Annotated in this window: 16 protein-coding genes and 1 tRNA gene; 9 read left to right on the top strand and 8 right to left on the bottom strand. The window is 64.5% G+C overall.

Going from position 1 to position 17,765, the window contains the following annotated elements; genetic code table 11:
- From ACFI9K_RS06255 to ACFI9K_RS06245, 3 genes are all read left to right on the top strand, one after another.
- Complete coding sequence (locus tag ACFI9K_RS06255; protein WP_462662707.1) at positions 1-1,224, top strand: acyl-CoA dehydrogenase family protein; 1,224 nt, start codon at positions 1-3, stop codon at positions 1,222-1,224.
- Positions 1,225-1,407: 183 nt separating this feature from the next.
- Positions 1,408-1,752 carry a YciI family protein gene (locus ACFI9K_RS06250; protein ID WP_462662706.1) on the top strand — a complete coding sequence of 115 codons (345 nt, stop codon included), beginning with the start codon at positions 1,408-1,410 and terminating at the stop codon, positions 1,750-1,752.
- A gap of 16 nt (positions 1,753-1,768) precedes the next feature.
- Positions 1,769-3,040, top strand: coding sequence for an RNA polymerase sigma factor (locus ACFI9K_RS06245; RefSeq protein WP_462662705.1), 1,272 nt, complete (start codon positions 1,769-1,771; stop codon positions 3,038-3,040).
- On the opposite strand, the gene ACFI9K_RS06240 is transcribed toward ACFI9K_RS06245, so the two are convergent.
- Positions 3,013-3,558, bottom strand: coding sequence for a GNAT family N-acetyltransferase (locus ACFI9K_RS06240; protein WP_462662704.1), 546 nt, complete (start codon positions 3,556-3,558; stop codon positions 3,013-3,015). The two genes, ACFI9K_RS06245 and ACFI9K_RS06240, sit on opposite strands and share 28 nt — an antisense overlap.
- Before the next feature lie 67 nt (positions 3,559-3,625).
- On the opposite strand from ACFI9K_RS06240, the gene ACFI9K_RS06235 reads away from it, so the two are divergent.
- A complete protein-coding gene (locus ACFI9K_RS06235; protein ID WP_462662703.1) occupies positions 3,626-3,805 on the top strand; it encodes a hypothetical protein in 180 nt (59 codons plus the stop codon).
- A 20-nt stretch (positions 3,806-3,825) separates the two neighbouring features.
- Here the strand turns inward: ACFI9K_RS06235 and ACFI9K_RS06230 are convergent, their stop codons facing one another.
- Both ACFI9K_RS06230 and ACFI9K_RS06225 read right to left on the bottom strand, forming a co-directional pair.
- The gene (locus ACFI9K_RS06230; RefSeq protein ID WP_462662702.1) at positions 3,826-4,353 is read right to left on the bottom strand and encodes a putative immunity protein; all 528 of its coding nucleotides are present in this window, start codon (positions 4,351-4,353) and stop codon (positions 3,826-3,828) included.
- A gap of 120 nt (positions 4,354-4,473) precedes the next feature.
- A tRNA-Met gene (locus tag ACFI9K_RS06225) sits at positions 4,474-4,550 on the bottom strand.
- Between the two features lie 497 nt (positions 4,551-5,047).
- On the opposite strand from ACFI9K_RS06225, the gene ACFI9K_RS06220 reads away from it, so the two are divergent.
- A complete protein-coding gene (locus ACFI9K_RS06220) occupies positions 5,048-5,611 on the top strand; it encodes a transglycosylase family protein (protein ID WP_462662701.1) in 564 nt (187 codons plus the stop codon).
- 111 nt (positions 5,612-5,722) lie between these two features.
- Here the strand turns inward: ACFI9K_RS06220 and ACFI9K_RS06215 are convergent, their stop codons facing one another.
- Positions 5,723-8,707 (bottom strand): UPF0182 family protein, encoded by a 2,985-nt coding sequence (locus ACFI9K_RS06215; protein WP_462662700.1) that lies wholly within the window; start codon positions 8,705-8,707, stop codon positions 5,723-5,725.
- A 279-nt stretch (positions 8,708-8,986) separates the two neighbouring features.
- Between ACFI9K_RS06215 and ACFI9K_RS06210 the strand changes: the two genes are divergently transcribed.
- Positions 8,987-9,562 carry a PPA1309 family protein gene (locus tag ACFI9K_RS06210; RefSeq protein WP_462662748.1) on the top strand — a complete coding sequence of 192 codons (576 nt, stop codon included), beginning with the start codon at positions 8,987-8,989 and terminating at the stop codon, positions 9,560-9,562.
- Between the two features lie 35 nt (positions 9,563-9,597).
- Here ACFI9K_RS06210 and ACFI9K_RS06205 read toward each other — a convergent pair whose 3' ends face one another.
- Positions 9,598-10,623, bottom strand: coding sequence for a YlbL family protein (locus ACFI9K_RS06205; RefSeq protein ID WP_462662699.1), 1,026 nt, complete (start codon positions 10,621-10,623; stop codon positions 9,598-9,600).
- A gap of 144 nt (positions 10,624-10,767) precedes the next feature.
- Here ACFI9K_RS06205 and ACFI9K_RS06200 point away from each other — a divergent pair, with 144 nt between their 5' ends.
- The 3 genes from ACFI9K_RS06200 to ACFI9K_RS06190 all read left to right on the top strand — a co-directional run bounded on the left by ACFI9K_RS06200 (position 10,768) and on the right by ACFI9K_RS06190 (position 14,609).
- Positions 10,768-12,189 carry a zinc-dependent metalloprotease gene (locus ACFI9K_RS06200; protein ID WP_462662698.1) on the top strand — a complete coding sequence of 474 codons (1,422 nt, stop codon included), beginning with the start codon at positions 10,768-10,770 and terminating at the stop codon, positions 12,187-12,189.
- Positions 12,190-12,311: 122 nt separating this feature from the next.
- Positions 12,312-13,217, top strand: coding sequence for a hypothetical protein (locus ACFI9K_RS06195; protein ID WP_462662697.1), 906 nt, complete (start codon positions 12,312-12,314; stop codon positions 13,215-13,217).
- An 81-nt stretch (positions 13,218-13,298) separates the two neighbouring features.
- On the top strand, positions 13,299-14,609 hold the full coding sequence (locus ACFI9K_RS06190; RefSeq protein ID WP_462662696.1) for an ABC1 kinase family protein: 1,311 nt from the start codon (positions 13,299-13,301) through the stop codon (positions 14,607-14,609).
- Positions 14,610-14,643: 34 nt separating this feature from the next.
- On the opposite strand, the gene ACFI9K_RS06185 is transcribed toward ACFI9K_RS06190, so the two are convergent.
- The 3 genes from ACFI9K_RS06185 to ACFI9K_RS06175 all read right to left on the bottom strand — a co-directional run bounded on the left by ACFI9K_RS06185 (position 14,644) and on the right by ACFI9K_RS06175 (position 17,696).
- Positions 14,644-14,979 (bottom strand): WhiB family transcriptional regulator, encoded by a 336-nt coding sequence (locus ACFI9K_RS06185; protein WP_462662695.1) that lies wholly within the window; start codon positions 14,977-14,979, stop codon positions 14,644-14,646.
- Between the two features lie 153 nt (positions 14,980-15,132).
- Positions 15,133-15,426: a hypothetical protein gene (locus ACFI9K_RS06180; protein WP_462662694.1), complete on the bottom strand. Its 294-nt coding sequence runs from the start codon at positions 15,424-15,426 to the stop codon at positions 15,133-15,135.
- A gap of 146 nt (positions 15,427-15,572) precedes the next feature.
- Entirely contained in the window at positions 15,573-17,696 is a 2,124-nt protein-coding gene (locus tag ACFI9K_RS06175; protein WP_462662693.1) for an ATP-dependent DNA helicase UvrD2, read from the bottom strand.
- Positions 17,697-17,765: the final 69 nt, after the last annotated feature.

Here is a 17,765-nt window from a genome sequence, read left to right as displayed (position 1 = left end):
ATGATCAATCTTGAACTTCCCAAGAAGCTTCGGGCGCAGGCGAATCAGGCTCACCAGGTCGCTGCCGAGATCTTCCGCCCGATTTCCCGCAAATACGATCTCGCCGAGCACGAGTACCCGGTGGAACTCGACACGATGGCGTCGATGGTCGAAGGCATGTCCGACGCCGGTGGCGAAATCGGCGGTGCAGCCGGTGGCCGCGAGAAGGACAGCGAGTCCGCGCCCAAGCCCAGCAAGACCGCGAACTCCAACGGCGGCAACATGTCTGCGCTGGTGAACGTGATCGAAACCTGCTGGGGCGACGTGGGCCTGACCCTCTCGATCCCCTACCAGGGACTCGGCAACTCGGCGATCGCCGCGGTGTCCACCGACGAGCAGCTCGAGCGTTTCGGCAAGGTGTGGGCTTCGATGGCCATCACCGAACCCGGCTTCGGCTCGGACTCTGCTGCCGTCACCACGACCGCCGTGCTCGACGGAGACGAGTGGGTACTCAACGGCGAGAAGATCTACGTGACCGCCGGCGAGCGGTCGACCCATATCGTCGTCTGGGCAACGGTCGACAAGTCCCTCGGCCGTGCGGCCATCAAGTCGTTCGTCGTCCCTCGTGACGCGCCGGGTCTGTCCGTCGCCCGCCTCGAGCACAAGCTGGGGATCAAGGCTTCCGATACGGCAGCGCTGCTTCTCGAAGACTGCCGCATTCCGAAGGACAACCTGCTCGGCACCGCAGAGGTCAACGTCGAAAAGGGCTTTGCGGGCGTCATGCAGACGTTCGACAACACTCGCCCTCTCGTCGCGGGTATGGCCATCGGTGTCGCCCGTGCAGCACTCGAAGAGTTGCGGTCGATCCTGGTCGACGCCGGAGTCGACATCTCGTACGAGACTCCCGCCTACAACCAGCACGCGGCCGCCGCGGAGTTCCTACGCCTCGAAGCCGACTGGGAGGCCGCGCACCTTCTGGCTCTGCGCGCGGCATGGATGGCAGACAACAAGGAGCCGAACTCCCTGCAGGCGTCGATGTCGAAGGCCAAGGCCGGACGCTCGGCAGTCGACATCACTCTGAAGGCAGTCGAATTGGCCGGCACCTTCGGCTACTCCGAACGGCCGCTGCTCGAGAAGTGGAGCCGCGACTCCAAGATTCTCGACATCTTCGAGGGCACGCAGCAGATTCAGCAGCTGATCGTCGCTCGTCGCGTACTCGGAAAGTCGTCGGCTGAACTGAAGTAACCCTGGCTCGGCATCGAGTCTGCACGTGATCGACAAGCGGCACCGGACCTCACGTCCGGTGCCGCTTTCGTGCGCTTCGGAGAAATTTCGAGGGTCGGTGTCGATATCGTGATGTCTCGATCGTCGTCATCGTGTACGGCGAATCGCGCCGCGACACCGAGGTACCGAGCCAGGGAGCGCACCATGAAGTACATCCTGTTGATCAACGCCGACACCTCCCCCGGTGCTGCACCCGGCTGCAGCAGCGTGGAGGACTGGATGACCTACGAGAAGGAACTGAAGGAGGCCGGGGTCTACGTTGCCGGGCATGCCCTGGCCGACCTGACCACCGCTACCGCGGTACGCGTCGATCCGAGCACGGGCGAACGGACCGTCACGGACGGCCCCTATGCCGAGTCGCACGAGGTGCTCGGGGGCTACGACGTCATCGATGTTCCGGATCTCGATGCCGCGCTCGAATGGGCGGCCCGCTGCCCCGGCTCCAAGGACGGCGGCACCGTCGTCGTGCGACCGCTCGCCCAATTCTGACCACCAACATCGTTTCGTGAGCGAGTTCGAGGTCGATCGGGCGCTCGACACGGTCTTCCGTGCCGAACGCTCGATGCTGCTCGCATCGTTGGTGCAGCGCTACCGAGATCTCGATCTCGCCGAGGAGGTGGCGTCGGATGCCATCGAGGCGGCGCTGAGGCATTGGCCGATCGATGGCATACCGGCGAAACCCGGGGCCTGGTTGCTCACCACGGCCAGACGCAAGGCAGTCGACCGTCTCCGACGCGACGAGACTCTCGCTGCGAAACTGGCTGTGCTGCAAATCGATTCGGACCGCGCCGAATCGCCCCACTCGACTGCACTCGACGATCGGGTGCCCGACGATCGTCTTCAGCTTTTTTTCACGTGCTCTCATCCTGCTCTCGCTGCCAGTGACCGACTCGCGTTGACGCTGAGGTGTCTGGCCGGACTGTCCACCGCAGAGGTGGCACGGGCGCTGCTCATACCTCCTGCCACGGCAGCACAGCGAATCGTGCGGGCCAAGAACAAGATTCGAACGGCACGCATTCCTTTTCGAGTTCCAGAACCCGATGAGCTGGCGGACAGAGTGCCGATGGTGCTCGAGGTCGTCTACTCCATCTTCACGGAAGGGTATTCGGCGACGTCCGGTGACGGAGTCGGACGAGTCGATCTCACGGACGAAGCAATCGGTATGGGCAGAGTTCTCCACGCGGCTCTGCCTCTCATGTCGGAAGTGACGGGTCTGTTGGCCCTGATGTTGCTGACCGACGCCAGACGCCGCGCTCGAATCGACGCACAGGGAGAAATCGTCCTGTTGGCCGATCAGGACCGCACATTATGGAATGCCGCGTTCATCGCCGAAGGCACTCAGTTCGTGGTCGAGGCCCTGGAGGGCGGACCCGCCGGTCCGTACTGCGTTCAGGCTGCTATCGCCGCACTGCACGACGAGGCTGCTGACGCCGCGAGCACGGACTGGCCGCAGATCGTCGCTCTGTACGACGTGCTGATGACACTCACTCCGTCACCGGTCGTAGCTCTCAATCGGGCCGTGGCCGTCGCCATGACCGAGGGGCCCGAATCCGGCCTGGAATTGTTGAACGCCATCGCCGATCACCCGGCCCTGCGCCGCTACCACCCGTTCGCGATGGCGAAAGCCGATCTGTTGCACCGACTCGGGCGGTTCGACGAGGCCGCCCAGCACTATCGTCGTGCGTTGGATTGTGCGCGGACGGCACCGGAGAAGCGTCTGCTGAGACGACGACTGGTCGATGCTTGCACTCAGGCAGACAGCACGGCATCCACCTGACCGGCCGTCAGCGGTCGATCTGCATACACCAGGCGAATCGCCTCGGGATCGGGATTTCCGACATCGGGTCCACGGGTGACCAACTCCAGGCCGACGCGTTCTGCCACTCGGGCAGATGCGGCGTTGTGCTCGAGAAGGTATGCCACAACGGGCAATTCGGGCCGAGTTCGCTGTGCGCATTCGAGTGCGGTTCGGCACATCTCTGCGGCGTAGCCCTTTCCTTGCGCGTCGGGATGGAGACGATAGCCCAGATTCCAGAAAGTATCGCGGCGGATGGAACACCCGCCGTAACCGCTGATGACGTCGCTGTCTCGTTCACGAATGACCCACGTGCTCAGAGTGTCTCGACGCCATTGCGCCATCCAGCTCTGCACCATGCGTTCGGTGGTACCGATATCGGTGTGCCGCAGTGTCGGAAAGTGCGTCCACGACCGCGGGTCACTGCAGATCTCGTACAACGTCTCGAGATCTTCGCCCGCCGGCTCATCGAGATCGAGTCGTCGGGTCCGCAGTCGCACACGAGTGATCCTAGAGTGCCCGGGTCTGGTAGACCGGTGGTACACGATCGAGCGAAGGGTGACTGTCATGGCCGAGTGGATCAAGAAGGTCGAAGAGAACGCCAAGGGCCTCATCGCCGAGGCCGAGCAGGAACTGACGGCTCTCGAGGGTGCAGACACGGTCGACCTCACCGCCGATGACACAGGCGACTCCGACGACGCCGAGACGGTCACCACCGACGACGCGCGCGAGCAGGTCTCGGACTGACGTCCGCGGCTTCTTCACCGTCACAGTTCGGCAGTCTGCTCGAAGACGTGCCAACAGATGCTGTTTCTCCTGCGCTGGTCCTCGAGCACCAGGTTGCGCACTCCGTCCGGCAATTGCTCACGCTGCCATAGATTTTCGGCGTGTGCAGCAGCGGCTCGGCCTGTCGTCGGTGCCGCGGCGCACACCGCCTTGATGGCGTAGGCGGCCGCTCCCAGGTCATGCTCGGCCACATGCGCCACGCAGGCAGCCTGACCAGCGGCGTAGGCCGCGAATCGGGCAGCTCCGTGAAGTGGACGCGCTGCTCCCATGGCGTGTCCACCGAGGGCGCGGGTCTTCATCATCGGGAGTTCACCGCGCACCCACGCGCCTATCCCGTCGATGGCATGTCGTGGTCTGGAGTCCGAACGGACCGCGTTCTCGAACAGGGGTAGCACGTGTTCGGCGCACGCCGCTGCCCAGACTGCCAGGGCGCGATGATCGTCGTCGGACAACAGCCCACCACGCCGGACAGTAACGAGGCGTGGGTCGCGGACAGCGGGCAGGATCATGTCCGGCCAACCTCTTCATCGGTGCATTCCGCATCGGCGCAGTTCACTGCTGGATAGGTACTCACAGCAGCCATGAGAGCACGAAAAAGCCCGAGACCGTGTGGCCTCGGGCTTTTCTATTGGTAGCGGGGACAGGATTTGAACCTGCGACCTCTGGGTTATGAGCCCAGCGAGCTACCGAGCTGCTCCACCCCGCGTTGCATCTACGAAGTTACTCCCGCGCATACGCTCAATGCAAATCAGGTGACATTCGAGTGGCTACCACCACCGAACACTGTGGTTGCACGTCGGACGGGCGCAATATCACGTCGCACGCGGTAGCAAAGAGTGCTCTGAGTCTCTTTTTATGCGTGTTTCGAGTCACATAACGTTCCGGTCACGATGGGGACACTTTCACGCCACGAGCCTATCTGAGCTGGTGAAACACCCCCCTTCTTCTCAACATGTGGACGCACCTGTTCCCATAAGCGCTCCGTGACGATAAGTGAATCCTCGACTACCTTCACGGACGGCCCTAAACCGCTGGGCCTGCACCACCCCGCCGCTCCCTTCGCTCTGCCCCGCGGGTGTGGTCCCCGAGACGTACGGGGGCAGAGCCGCGACGATACGAAGTGCCTGGTCATTATCGCCATCACACCGGCGAGACGATTGCAGGCCAGTCGCGCCAGTCGAGCGCGGAGAGGATTCACCCCGCATGACCACACAGAACAATTTCGGCAAGCGTGCACTCGGTTTGGCCGCCATCGCAGGTGCCGCCGTAGCAATTCCCCTCGGCCTGTCTGCCGGAACCGCCAACGCAGCCACCCACAACTGGGACGGCGTCGCACAGTGCGAGAGCGGTGGCAACTGGAGCATCAACACCGGAAACGGCTACTACGGTGGCCTGCAGTTCTCGCAGAGCACCTGGACGGCCAACGGCGGAACCGGATCCCCGGCCAACGCCTCCAAGGCAGAGCAGATTCGCGTCGCGGAGAACACCCTGCAGAGCCAGGGACCGGGCGCATGGCCCGTATGCGGTCAGCAGCTGACCACCGGCACCTCCGCACCCGAGCCGAAGGCCGCACCGGCACCGCAGGCAGCACCGGCGCCGGCTCCGGCACCCGCACCCGCGGTTGCCCCGGAGGCTGCAGCCGCTACCCAGGCTGCACAGGGCGCATTCGACGCCGCATCCAAGCTGGCCGACCAGTACGGCCTGAGCGCTCAGTTCGAGCACCTCGTTGCAGCGAACTCCCCCGTGCTCGCGCCCATCGGACGCTGATCCCGGGTAGTTCACCGAACTGCAGCTTCATAAAGCGAAAGAGCCGCTTCACCTCGACGGTGAAGCGGCTCTTTCGCTCATCTCAGCGGATCGTGATCGTGATCGTGCAGATCAGCTACCGGCCCGGTTGTAGGCGTCGACAGCAGTCTGCAAATTCTCGAGTGCAGTGCCGAGGTCCGCCAGGTTCCCACTCTGCTGGGCAGTGCGCACTGCGGACAGAGCCGAATTCAATCCGGTGACCGCTGCGTCTCGTGTTGCCGAGCCGCCGGTGGTCGGTGCCGGACTCTGAGAATCAGGTGTCGTCGTCTCGGCCTCCGACGTGCCTCCCGACTCCGCCGGCTGTGGATCCTCCGGAGCGCCGCCCGGGGCCGTGGCAGCCGAGCCTGTTCCTGCTCCGAACACCTGATCGAGCGCCTCGGACAACCGTGCGGCGTACCCGACTCGCACACCACCTTCCGCTCCCGGCTCCCGATAGCTCACCAGAACCTTGCTCAGCTGGGGGAACGTCGACGTCGACGCATTCTTCCGAGAGGTGTACAGCGGTTCCACGTACAGAATTCCGCCGTCGGCGATGGGGAGCGTCAGCAAGTTGCCGTACTGCAGCTCGTTGGATTGCTCGAGCAGCGTTCTGTCCGATGCCACCCGCGCATCCGAGGTCATCGAGTTCTGGGCCTGCTGCGGGCCCTGCGTCTGCGTCTGCGTCGGCAGTTGCAGAATCGTGAACTTGCCGTAGTTCTCAGGATCGGAGCGTACCGAGATGTACGAGGCCAGCAACTCACGATTGAACCCGACCATGGCGCTGGTCAAGCGGAACGACGGCTGACCGGTGTCCGGATCGCCGACCAGGACGTAGTACGGGGGCTGATTCAATTCACTTCCAGCCCCGCTGTTGCTGGTCGGGTCGCTCGGTACGGACCAGAACGCGTTGTTGGTGAAGAACTCGTTGGGGTTGTCCACGTGGTACTTCGCCAACATTTCTCGCTGAACCTTGAACAGATCTTCCGGGTATCGGAAGTGCGACCGGAGCTCATCGGTGATCGCGGACTCGGGTTGAACCGATCCCGGGAACACTCCCATCCACGCCTTCAAGACGGGGTCCTTGTCGTCCACCTGGTACAGGGTCACCGTTCCGTCGTACGCGTCGACCGTCGCCTTGACGGAGTTGCGGATGTACGAGACCTCGTCGCGCGGAAGCGGCCGACCTGTCGTCGACTCGACGCTGTCCACGGTCAAACCGTCCAGCGAAGCCCGCTGCGCGTAGGGGTAGTCCTTCAGCGTGGTGTAGCCGTCAACGATCCAGACGATCTTCCCGTCCACGACCGCCGGGTACGAGTCCGTATCGGTGGTCAACCACGGCGCAACCTTCTGCACTCGGTCACGTGGGTCGCGGTCGAACAGAATCTTGGAGTCGTCTCCGATAGCTCCGGAGAACAGAATGTTTCGCTCTGCGTATTTCGCAGCGAATGCCAAACGATTGAACCAATTGCCCACCGAGACGCCACCTGCACCGCTGTACGTGTAGTTGGACTCGTCGGTGTCGTACTCGCGATCGCCGCTACCGGTAGCTCCCACGATCGCGTAGTCCGGATCAGCTGCGGCGATGACTTCGCCGTAGTAGATACGGGGCTGATCGACCGGGATGACCTGCTGAGATCCCTGGGACGCAATATCGCTGACCGTGTAGATCGGGTAGCCACTGTTGCTGTTGGCACCCTCGGCCGTCGGATCCTGAACGGCTGCGTTGACCCTGTTGGCAGGAGCTGCGACGAAGCCGTTTCCGTGCGTGTACACGGTGTGCCGGTTGATCCAGTCCGTCTGGTTGCCGGTCAAGGACTGCGGTGAGAGTTCGCGAGCAGCGACGATGTAGTCCTGCAACTGCCCGTCGATCTCGTACCTGTCGATGTCGAGTGTGTCGGGGAAGCCGAAGAAGTTCTTCAACTGCTGCTGTTGGGTGAAGGTGCGCGACAACACGTTCGGGTCCAGTAGACGAGTGTTGGCGATGGTGGTCCTGTCCGCCTCACTCGCGCGCGGATCCTGCGAGCTCTCGCCCGAATAGTCCTGATACTCGACGACGTCGTCGCCGATGCCGTACGCGTCCCTCGTCGCCGTGATGTTGCGCTGGATGTACGCGCTTTCCTTCTCGGCAGCATTGGGTCGGACCGAGAACTGCTCCATCACCAGTGGCCAGACAGCGCCGATCAGAATGGACGAGAGTACGAGCAATGCCGTAGCCAGGGCCGGAATGCGGAGATCACGAAGAAAGATTGCCGCGAAGAAGGCGATCGCACAGATCACGGCAATCGCGAGCAGGATCAGTTTGGCAGGCAGCACGGCGTTGACATCGGTGAAGCTGGCACCGCTGAACGTCGGTTCCTTACGGCTGCTCGAGAGCAACGTGTACCTGTCCAACCAGTACGCAATCGCTTTGAGCAGAACGAAGCTGCCGGCGATGACTGCCAGTTGGATGCGCGCCGCACGGGTGAGAGCACCCTCGCGTCCGGCAAGACGGATTCCGCCGAACACGTACTGCGTCACCAGGTTCGCGAGGAACGCGAGCACGATGGCAACGAAGAGCCAATTGAGGATGAACCTGAAGAACGGCAGGTCGAACGAGTAGAACCCGACGTCGAGGCCGAACTGCGGATCGGTGATACCGAAGTCTCCGCCGTGCAGGAACAGCTGCACCGTCACCCAATTGGACTGGGCGATCATTCCGGACAAGAACCCCAGGACCACCGGAATCCCGATGCCGAACAGACGCAACCGGCTCATCACCGTGGTGCGATACCGCGCGATCGGATCGTTGGGTCCGGCGACCGGAACGAACACCGGACGGTTGCGGTACGCCACTGCCAGCGCCGCGAACATGATCAGTCCGACAACCAGAGCGACGACGACGAAGATCACGAAGCGCGTCAGCAGAGTGGTGGTGTACACGCCTCGGAAATCGACTTCGCCGAACCACAGCCAGTTCGTGTAGATGTCGATCAGACGGGGACCGATCAGTAGCAAACCTGCTGCTACCAAGGCCAATACGAGCAAGATCCGGCTGCGCCGCGACAAGGACGGCATACCGGTGGGGGGCCTCATGCCCACTAGCCACACTCCAACTTCGGGCGACGCCGACGGCGCCGCAGATGACTTGGGCGGTGCACGTTCCGTGCACCGCATGTCCGTTTCGCCCTACTGTACGTACGTTGATCCTACGGCTGTGACGCCCGTGCTGCGGCCCACGTCGGCCGCAGGTCAGGAGCGTCGGCATCCGGCACACTGTCTGGATGCGAGGATAGTGCGGTGAGCAACGACAGTGACGGTCTGCCCGATCGAGACGATTTCGGTGACGAGTTCGACCCCGAGTCGGGCGGACAGGATGCGATGCAGGCTCTGGCCCGTTGTGCGCGGGAAGTGGCCGATTTCGTCGACGCAGGCGGCTGGCATCAGGCCCCTCAGATGTTCGCCCTGGTTCCCACCGCGACACTTGCGGCTGCCGAACCCGGCCTACTGGACGATCTGGCCGACGGTGCCGCTCTGACTCCCATTCAGCAGCATGCGCTTCCGGAGGACATCACCGGCGGATCCCCCGCACTGGACGAATTCCTCGCCACCTCGACGTGGCCCGAGGGTGTCGTCGGGTGCGCACTGGTGCAGGAGATCGTCGTCCTACCGCCGGCCGCCGAATCCACACTCGACGACGCCCTGATGCCGTTGCTCGCCGATCCCGACGCGGCCGACCGAGCCGCTCGATCCGCCGCAGAGAACCACCCCGAGAAACGCGATGCCCGGTTGATCGTCGCAGTCCTCGCGGACGGTCCGTCCCTCACGCTGCTGCAGTTGCACCCGGACGAGGACGCGGACCCCTTCGCGCCGATCGACCTTCGCGTCGCGGAGGATCTGGCCCCTAACGTGGTCCACGGTCTCTACGCAACCTTCGACACCGTCGACGACGACTGACCAGCCGAGACGACGCGGCCAGGACTCGGGACGCGTCAGCTACAGGACGGCGCGTCGCCCCCGGAGCCGATGGCCTGCAACGACTGGACGGCGGTGTCCAACGATTCGACGCGCACCAAGCGCAGTCCGTCGGGGACGTTCTGCACCGCCTCACCGCAGTTGGCGTCCGGCACCAGGAACGTGGTGGCTCCCGCTTCACGAGCGGCGATCAGCTTGTACGGAATGCCGCCGATCGGGCCGACAGTGCCGTTCGCGTCGATGGTTCCGGTGCCGGCGACGAACTCTCCGTTGCTCAACTCACCGGGACTGAGTTTGTCCACCACTGCAAGGCTGAACATCAGCCCGGCCGACGGCCCACCGACGTCGGCGAGGTTGAACTTCACCTCGAACGGAACGTCGGGCTGCTCTTCGGGAGTGACGCCGAGGTATCCCTTGGATGCATCGTCGGGCCGCGCCCCCAGCACCACCGCACTGGTCCGGGTTGCCCCGTCTCGCACGTACTCGATGTCGAGGGAATCTCCGGGTGCGCGCCCGCTGACCGCCTCACGGACCGCAGTCGCGGTGGCGACCGGGATGCCCCCGACCGAGACGAGCGTGTCCCCCACGTTCAGAATGCCTGCGGCCGGTCCGTCCTCGGCCACGCTGGACACGGCCAGCGACACCGGCAGGTCGAGGTGGTGCAGGGCGGCGAGTTCGGCGCTGGACTCCGACTCCTCGAAATCCGCCTGATTACCCTCCTGCACTTCTTCCTTCGACTTGTCCGGCGGATACACCTCTTCGCGCGGAACGAGACCCTGACGGCCGCTCGCCCAGAAACCGATCGCCTCGAACAGATTGAGCTGATCACGTACGGCCACGGTCGTCATGTTGAGATGGCCTGTCGTGGGATCGACGTCGGTTCCGTCGATTTGCACCACCGGCACGCCGTCGACGTCGCCGAGCGTGTTGTACGTGGGGCCGGGGCCGAGGGCGGCGAACGGAACGGTGACAACCGATCCGGTGACGCCCAGCACCACCACCGGTACCAGCGCAGCGACAAGTGTGGCGATCCTTCGGTTCACTCGGTAGACACTAGATCCGAACGCGCGGTGCCGTGGATACCGCCCCTGCCGGAGCCCGGTGCACACACCGGCGAGCTCGTGATGTTCGCCGTCAGCGTGACGATCTTCCGCGCTCTGCGTACACCGGGCTTGTACCGTTGAGACATGAGCAATTTTGGTTTCGGTGCCTCCGACGACGACCCGGACAAGAAGAAGGATCCGGACGGGTCGGGCAACCCAGCCGGTTTCGGCTTCGGTGCCGAGGGCTTCGACCCCGCACAGCTGGGCCAGATGCTCACTCAGTTCGGTCAGATGCTCAGTGGCATGGGCGCTGCCGGTGCCGGTGGAACAGGTTCCGGACCTGTGAACTACGACTTGGCCAAGCAGCTGGCTCGTCAACAGATGGGCGACTTCAGTCCGGTATCGGCCGGCGAGCGAGAGGCCATCACCGACGCCGCACACCTGGCGGAGCTCTGGTTGGACGGGGCAACGACGCTGCCTGCCGGTGCCACGAAGACCGTGGCGTGGACGCCGGTCGACTGGCTCGACAACACGATCGGCACCTGGAAGCGGCTCTGCGACCCCGTCGCAGAGCAGATTTCCGGCATGTGGACATCCGGACTTCCGGCCGAGGCTCAGCAGATGGCGGGGCCGATGATGGGCATGTTGACCCAGATGGGCGGAATGGCCTTCGGTTCGCAGCTCGGTCAGGCACTCGGTCAGCTTTCGAAGGAGGTGCTCACCTCCACCGACATCGGCCTACCGCTCGGACCGTCGGGCACGGCGGCGTTGCTGCCGTCGGCCATCGCGTCGTTCAGTGAAGGTCTCGAGCAGCCCGAGCGTGAGGTGTTGGTGTTTCTCGCGGCGCGGGAGGCCGCGCATCAACGGCTCTACAGCCACATTCCGTGGTTGCGGCAACGGGTTCTGGCGACGGTCGAGGAATATGCGCGCGGAATCAAGATGGATTTCTCGGCGATCGAGGAGGCCGCGGCGGGTCTGGACCCCTCCGCGTTGACCGACCCGTCGAAAATCGAAGCGATCCTTCAGCAGGGTGCCTTCGAGCCACAGACGACGCCGGAGCAAAAGCATGCTCTGGAACGACTGGAGACGCTGCTGGCTCTGGTCGAGGGATGGGTCGAGACCGTCGTGTCGGCGGCCCTGGGCGATCGCCTGCCCGGTTCCGTGGCACTCGGTGAGACCATTCGCCGACGCCGGGCGTCCGGTGGCCCGGCGGAGCAGACCTTCGCCACGTTGGTCGGCCTCGAATTGCGCCCCCGCAAGGTCCGCGAAGCCGCAGACCTGTGGCGTCAGCTCCTCGCCGCCGCCGACATCGAGGGACGCGACGGAGTGTGGGCTCACCCGGACCTGTTGCCGGACTCGTCGGACCTGGACAACCCTGCAGCCTTCATCGACCGTGTCGTCGGCGGCGGAACATCGAACTTCGACGACCCGATCGCACAGCTCGAAGCGATGGAGGCCAAGGAACGCGCGGAAGCCGAGCGAGCCGCTACCGACAGCGCGGACGCTGCAGGCAAGGACGACGAGGGCACCGACGGCGACCCCGACAAGGGTTCATCCTCGAGCTGACTCGGTACATTTCGTACCAGTTCCACTTTTCTGCCGAACGCCCTGCTCGAGGCCCGGCCACCCTGTGGATAACGGGCTTCGGGCGGGCGTTCCGGTAGATGTCCGCTGTCAGAGTGTGTTCCATGATCACACCGACCGTTCGACTCGATCCTGCGGTGGCGATACTGCCTCGGCGGGACGGCACCATCCAGCTGGGCTGGAGTCCCGAGACCAGCGTTGTCGTCACTCCTCCTCCCGGCGCCGAGCCGGGTTCGATACTCGAACTACTCCGACTCCTCGCCGCGGGGCGTTCGAGACCTCACATCGTCTGTCACGCAATGACATTGGGGCTCTCCGCGAATCGGACCTCGGCCATGCTCGGTGAGTTGGAAGAGTCCGGATTGCTGATGCACGGCACCAGCGGGTCCGCCGGGGCCGGCGTATCGCAGCACGCGCAGGACGGACCGGGCACGGTGCGGACCGTCCACATCGTGGGGCGGGGTCCGCTGTCGGACGCGATGGCGTCGGGTCTGAGCCGAATCAACGCGACGGTGAGCCGGTCGAGCCTGACGCCCACGCGCTACCCCCAGTCGGCGGTGAACTCGTGGGATTACGACATCGTCGTACTGGCGGACGATCTGGTGGTCGAACCTCGATTGGTGACGGATCTGGTGCGCATGCGCATTCCACATCTGCAGGTGCGACTGCGGGACGGGAAGGGTGTCATCGGCCCCTTCGTACTTCCCGGTCGGACGAGCTGCCTACGGTGCGCAGACCTGACTCGATGCGACCTCGATCCCGAGTGGCCCCACCTGTCTGCTCAACTACTGGGCACCGTCGGCCAGGCCACCAGCGCGACGGTGCTGGCCACGGCAGCGTTCGCCTTGGCCCAGCTCGAACCCCTCGTCGGCCGTTCCGACGGGTCGATGCCCGAAACCGCCGACTGCACGATGGAGCTGGATCTCGCAGCGCGCGCGACGGCGGCGCACAGGAGCACGGTGCACAAGAGATTGTGGTCCAAGCACCCGCACTGTGATTGCTGGCATTGATCGCCACGCGCTCACCTCGACCGATGCAGGCAGAACAGACCGGTCCGAGCAATTGTCGGCAGCTTCGGCCATGATGGAGCTGTGTCTGACATACCGCGCCGTGGATCGACCCGCACCGCAAAACTGGCCAGCATTCCACTGGGAATGGCGGGACGTGCTGCCATGGGCTTCGGCAAGAAGCTGGCCGGCGGAAACCGCGACGAGATCGATGCGGACATGGCCGCAAAAGCGGCGGAACAACTCTTCTCCGTCCTCGGAGAACTCAAGGGCGGTGCCATGAAACTGGGGCAGATGCTCTCGGTGATGGAGGCTGCGGTTCCCGAGGAGTACTCCGAGCCGTACCGAGAAGCGCTGACCAAGCTCCAGGCACAAGGTCCGCCCATGCCGGCGAAGACGGTCCACCGGGTTCTGGATCAGCAACTCGGAACGGCGTGGCGAACGCGCTTTCTCGATTTCGACGACACTGCGATCGCCTCGGCGAGTATCGGCCAGGTGCACCGGGCCACGTGGTCGGACGGCCGGGACGTCGCAGTCAAGATCCAGTACCCGGGAGCGGACGATGCGCTGCGCTCCGACCTCAAGACTCTGTCGCGTTTCGCGAACCTGTTCAGCACCGTGCTCGCGGGCACCGACGTCAAGCCGGTGCTCGAGGAGCTCACCGCCCGCACCGAGGACGAGCTCGACTACCGTATCGAGGCAGCGAATCAGCGAGCGTTCAGCAAGGAGTTCGCGGGCGATCCGCAGTTCGCGATTCCGAAAATTGTCGCCAGTGCACCCAAAGTCGTTGTCAGCGAATGGATGACGGGTCGGCCGTTGGCCGATGTCATCGCCAACGGTACGGCCGAGGAACGTAACCGGGCGGGCGAGCTACTTGCCCTGTTCGCGTTCGCGTCCCCCGCTCGGGCCAAGTTGCTTCATGCCGACCCGCATCCGGGCAACTTCATGATGCTCGACGACGGCCGCATGGGTGTCATCGATTTCGGTGCGTGCGCCCCGATGCCCGACGGTCTTCCGCCCGTTCTCGGCCGGATGGTGTCGCTCGCGCGTGACGAGAAATTCGACGAACTCGTGGTGTTGTTCACCGAAAGCGGCTTCGTGGTGCCGGGCCGGACGGTGACAGAGAAGGAAATCGCGGATTACCTGCGTCCGTTCACCGACCCGATCCACACCGAGTCGTTCCACTTCACGCGCGCGTGGTTGCAGAAGGCCGCGGGTACCGCTGCAGATTTCAACAGTGCTCAGTTCCGCACCGTACGAGCACTGAACATGCCCGCCGAATACGTGATGATCTTCCGAGTTCTCGGTGGCTTGGTGGGCATCTGCGCCCAGCTCGACGCCTACGCGCCGTACATGGCAATACTCACCGAGTGGATGCCCGGCTTCACCGACTGAACGATTCGGTGAAGCCGGGAACCCGTCCCGGACATCATGCTGCGTTCTTGCGTGGCCGTCCGCGGGGACGCTTGCGGGCGATGACCACTCCTTGGTCGAGGATCTCCCCGCCCCAGACCCCCCAGGGCTCGGCACGGTCCAGTGCCGCGTCCAGGCAGGTACGCCTGATGGGGCACTGAGCGCACAGCGCCTTTGCCTGCTCCAGTTCGGCAGGGGTGTCGGCGAACCACATGTCGGGGTTCGCCGCTCGGCAGGGTACGGACAGCTCGAGCTCGGCCAGTTCGATCGAGCCCAACTCGGTGGAATACTGTGCGTCGTAGGCACTTTCGGACTCTGGTCGGCATGTCGTCCGGATCGTGGCGGTTGACACGTCGGTCTCCTCTACTTTTCGTGCGGCGGCGGTGTCGGTTCGAGGGGTGATGCGAACCATGTCGGCCTCACGTCGGGTAAAGGAACTACCTGAACGAGAAAGGCCACGGTCCGCGTGGTGCGGGTCCGTGGCCTGGTGGGCTTGTCGAAGCGTCTACCTACAGTGAAGTCGGTGTCTGCTGTCGAGCACGGACGCGCCTGGTGCGCGGTGACGTCGGGCTGCCGGAACAACTTTCGCTCCCGGAGCCACGGCGTCGTGGGCGGAATTCGACCCGTAGGCCGCCGAGGCGGACTTGTGCATCGGACCGAAAGCGACGGAGCTGATCCACGTCTGGGCAACCGAGCCTGCGGCTACGCCTGCAACGGGAGTACCGACGGGCGCATGACCGAGGACAGGGCTGAGTGCGACGGTTGCATCGGCAACGGCGGCGTCGAAAATGTTGATCATTTCTAGGTCAGCTCCTGTTCTGGTCTCGAAGGCGGACGGGGCAGTGTGCGGTCTCCCGCGACACGTGAAACAGACTAAGCCCCCCGCCGATATCTGCACAAGTTATTTTTGACCAGCAGTTTCTCGGTGATTCATACCCTGCCCGGTCAGCTGTCGGTGTCGCGCACGACTGCGAGTACGTCCTCACCGAACCGCTCCAGTTTCTTGGCTCCGATTCCAGGGATGGCGACGAGGCCTCGCTCGTCCTGCGGCTGCTGCTCGGCGATGGCAGTGAGCGTGTTGTCGCTGAACACCACATATGCCGGCACCTTCAACTCACGGGACTTGTCCAATCGCCATGATTTGAGAGCGTCCAGCAGGGCGATGTCGACATTCGACGGACAGCTGTCGCATCGACCGAGCATGGTCGCGGACGTCCCGATCAACGGCTTTCCGCACAACCGGCACTTGGGTCCGGATTTCTTGGCCGCGGGGGCCGCGATACGAGAGGCGGGCGAATCCTCGGGTACCAGACCGATGAGAAACCTGGACCGTCGACGCGACTTGCGTCCACCCTCGTTGCGGGCGAGCGCCCAGGACAGATGCAGATGGACGCGAGCGCGCGTGACACCGACGTAGAGCAGCCGGCGCTCCTCCTCGATGGCGGCCTCGTTGTGTGCGCTCGGGTCGTTTCCGATCGCGTGCGAGATGGGCAGAGTTCCATCAGCGAGGCCGACGATGAACACCGCATCCCACTCCAGCCCCTTCGCCGCATGCAAGGAGGCCAACGTCACACCTTGCACCGTCGGAGGATGCCGCGCCTCGGCACGCGCAGCGAGCTCCCCCAACAACTTCTCGAGGGTGAGGTCCGGCTCGTGCACGAGAAGTTCTTCGGTGAGTTGCACCAGACCGCCCAACGACGCCCACTTCTCACGGGCCTGCGCACCGGTCGGCTCGGTCGCCGTCAGCCCCAGCGGCGCGAGCACGGCCCGCACCAGAGCCGTCAGGCCGTCACCGGACTGCGCGCCGTCGGGCAGATCGTCACGACCGGCCGCCTGCCGTAGCGCGTTGACTCCCTGCCGTACCTCGGGTCTGGTGAAGAAGCCCTCCCCACCGCGCACTTGGTACGGGATTTTCATCTCGGTCAGCGCCTGCTCGTGCGCCTCGGATTGCGCATTGATGCGATAAAGAATCGCGATCTCCGCCGGCTCGACACCCTTGGCGATCAGTCTCTTGACCGCCCGCGCCACACCGTCTGCCTCCGCCGGCTCGTCGTCGTACTCGAAGAATTCCGGCTCGGGCCCGGGCTGACGCTGACCGATCAGTTGCAGGCGGGTGCCGGCGATACGGCCGCGGGCCGCTCCGATGACGCGGTTGGCCAACGAGACCACCTCCGGGGTGGACCGGTAGTCGCGTTCGAGCCGAACCACGGTGGCTTCGGGGTACTTACGAGAGAAATCGAGCAGATACCGAGGGGACGCGCCGGTGAACGAGTAGATCGTCTGATTGGCATCTCCGACGACGGTGAGGTCGTCGCGCTCGCCGACCCAGGCGTCGAGCACCCGCTGTTGGAGCGGTGTCACGTCCTGATATTCGTCGACGACGAAGCAGCGGTAGCGCTCCCGGAACTCGTCGGCCACCGACGAATGCTCTTCCAGAGCCGCGGCCGTGTGCAGGAGGAGGTCATCGAAATCGAGCAACATGCCGTCACCGCCCCGAGACTTGAGCTCCTCGTAGCCGGCGTACACGGCAGCGACCTTGGCGGCATCCATCGGGACGTCGCGGCGATTGCTCGCCGCGACACGCGGGTAGTCCTCGGGCGCGATCAACGAACCCTTGGCCCACTCGATCTCCCCCGCGAGATCGCGGATCGAGTCGGTCGAGGTCGACACACCGGCCCGGTTCGCGGCCTGGGACACCACGGTGAACTTGCGATCCAGCAACTGCCAGCCGGTGTCTCCGACGACCTGCGGCCAGAAGTATTTGAGCTGCCGCATCGCCGCAGCGTGAAACGTGCGTGCCTGCACCGGGGGACCGTCTCCGCCGACGCCGAGCTCACGCAGACGGCCCCGCATCTCCCCCGCCGCGCGGGCGGTGAACGTCACCGCCAGCACCTGACCGGAAGACACGTGACCAGCCGAGACGAGGTGCGCGATGCGTCGGGTGATCGTGCGCGTCTTGCCCGTACCGGCACCGGCGAGAACGCACACCGGGCCACGAGGAGCCAACACCGCCGCGGATTGCTCCGGATCGAGTCCGGTGGTCATCGCGTCGTCAGCCATGGGGACCATTGTGTCAGTGCGCACCGACAGTTCTGCCCGGGCCCGAGCCTGCCGGAACAACGGCGTCGCTGCTCCTGT

The sequence above is a fragment of the Rhodococcus sp. PSi06 genome, assembly GCF_054960675.1.
The sequence above is the reverse complement of the archived record's forward strand: the minus strand, read 5'-3'. Positions and strand labels throughout refer to the sequence as shown.

Excerpts from the sequence above, each read along its gene's own strand:
- ACFI9K_RS06255 (WP_462662707.1), top strand. The coding sequence starts at position 1 with ATGATCAATCTTGAACTTCCCAAGAAGCTTCGGGCGCAGGCGAATCAG.
- ACFI9K_RS06250 (WP_462662706.1), top strand. The coding sequence starts at position 1,408 with ATGAAGTACATCCTGTTGATCAACGCCGACACCTCCCCCGGTGCTGCA.
- ACFI9K_RS06235 (WP_462662703.1), top strand. The coding sequence starts at position 3,626 with ATGGCCGAGTGGATCAAGAAGGTCGAAGAGAACGCCAAGGGCCTCATC.
- ACFI9K_RS06230 (WP_462662702.1), bottom strand. The coding sequence starts at position 4,353 with ATGATCCTGCCCGCTGTCCGCGACCCACGCCTCGTTACTGTCCGGCGT.
- ACFI9K_RS06220 (WP_462662701.1), top strand. The coding sequence starts at position 5,048 with ATGACCACACAGAACAATTTCGGCAAGCGTGCACTCGGTTTGGCCGCC.
- ACFI9K_RS06210 (WP_462662748.1), top strand. The coding sequence starts at position 8,987 with ATGCAGGCTCTGGCCCGTTGTGCGCGGGAAGTGGCCGATTTCGTCGAC.
- ACFI9K_RS06200 (WP_462662698.1), top strand. The coding sequence starts at position 10,768 with ATGAGCAATTTTGGTTTCGGTGCCTCCGACGACGACCCGGACAAGAAG.
- ACFI9K_RS06195 (WP_462662697.1), top strand. The coding sequence starts at position 12,312 with ATGATCACACCGACCGTTCGACTCGATCCTGCGGTGGCGATACTGCCT.
- ACFI9K_RS06180 (WP_462662694.1), bottom strand. The coding sequence starts at position 15,426 with ATGATCAACATTTTCGACGCCGCCGTTGCCGATGCAACCGTCGCACTC.
- ACFI9K_RS06175 (WP_462662693.1), bottom strand. The coding sequence starts at position 17,696 with ATGGTCCCCATGGCTGACGACGCGATGACCACCGGACTCGATCCGGAG.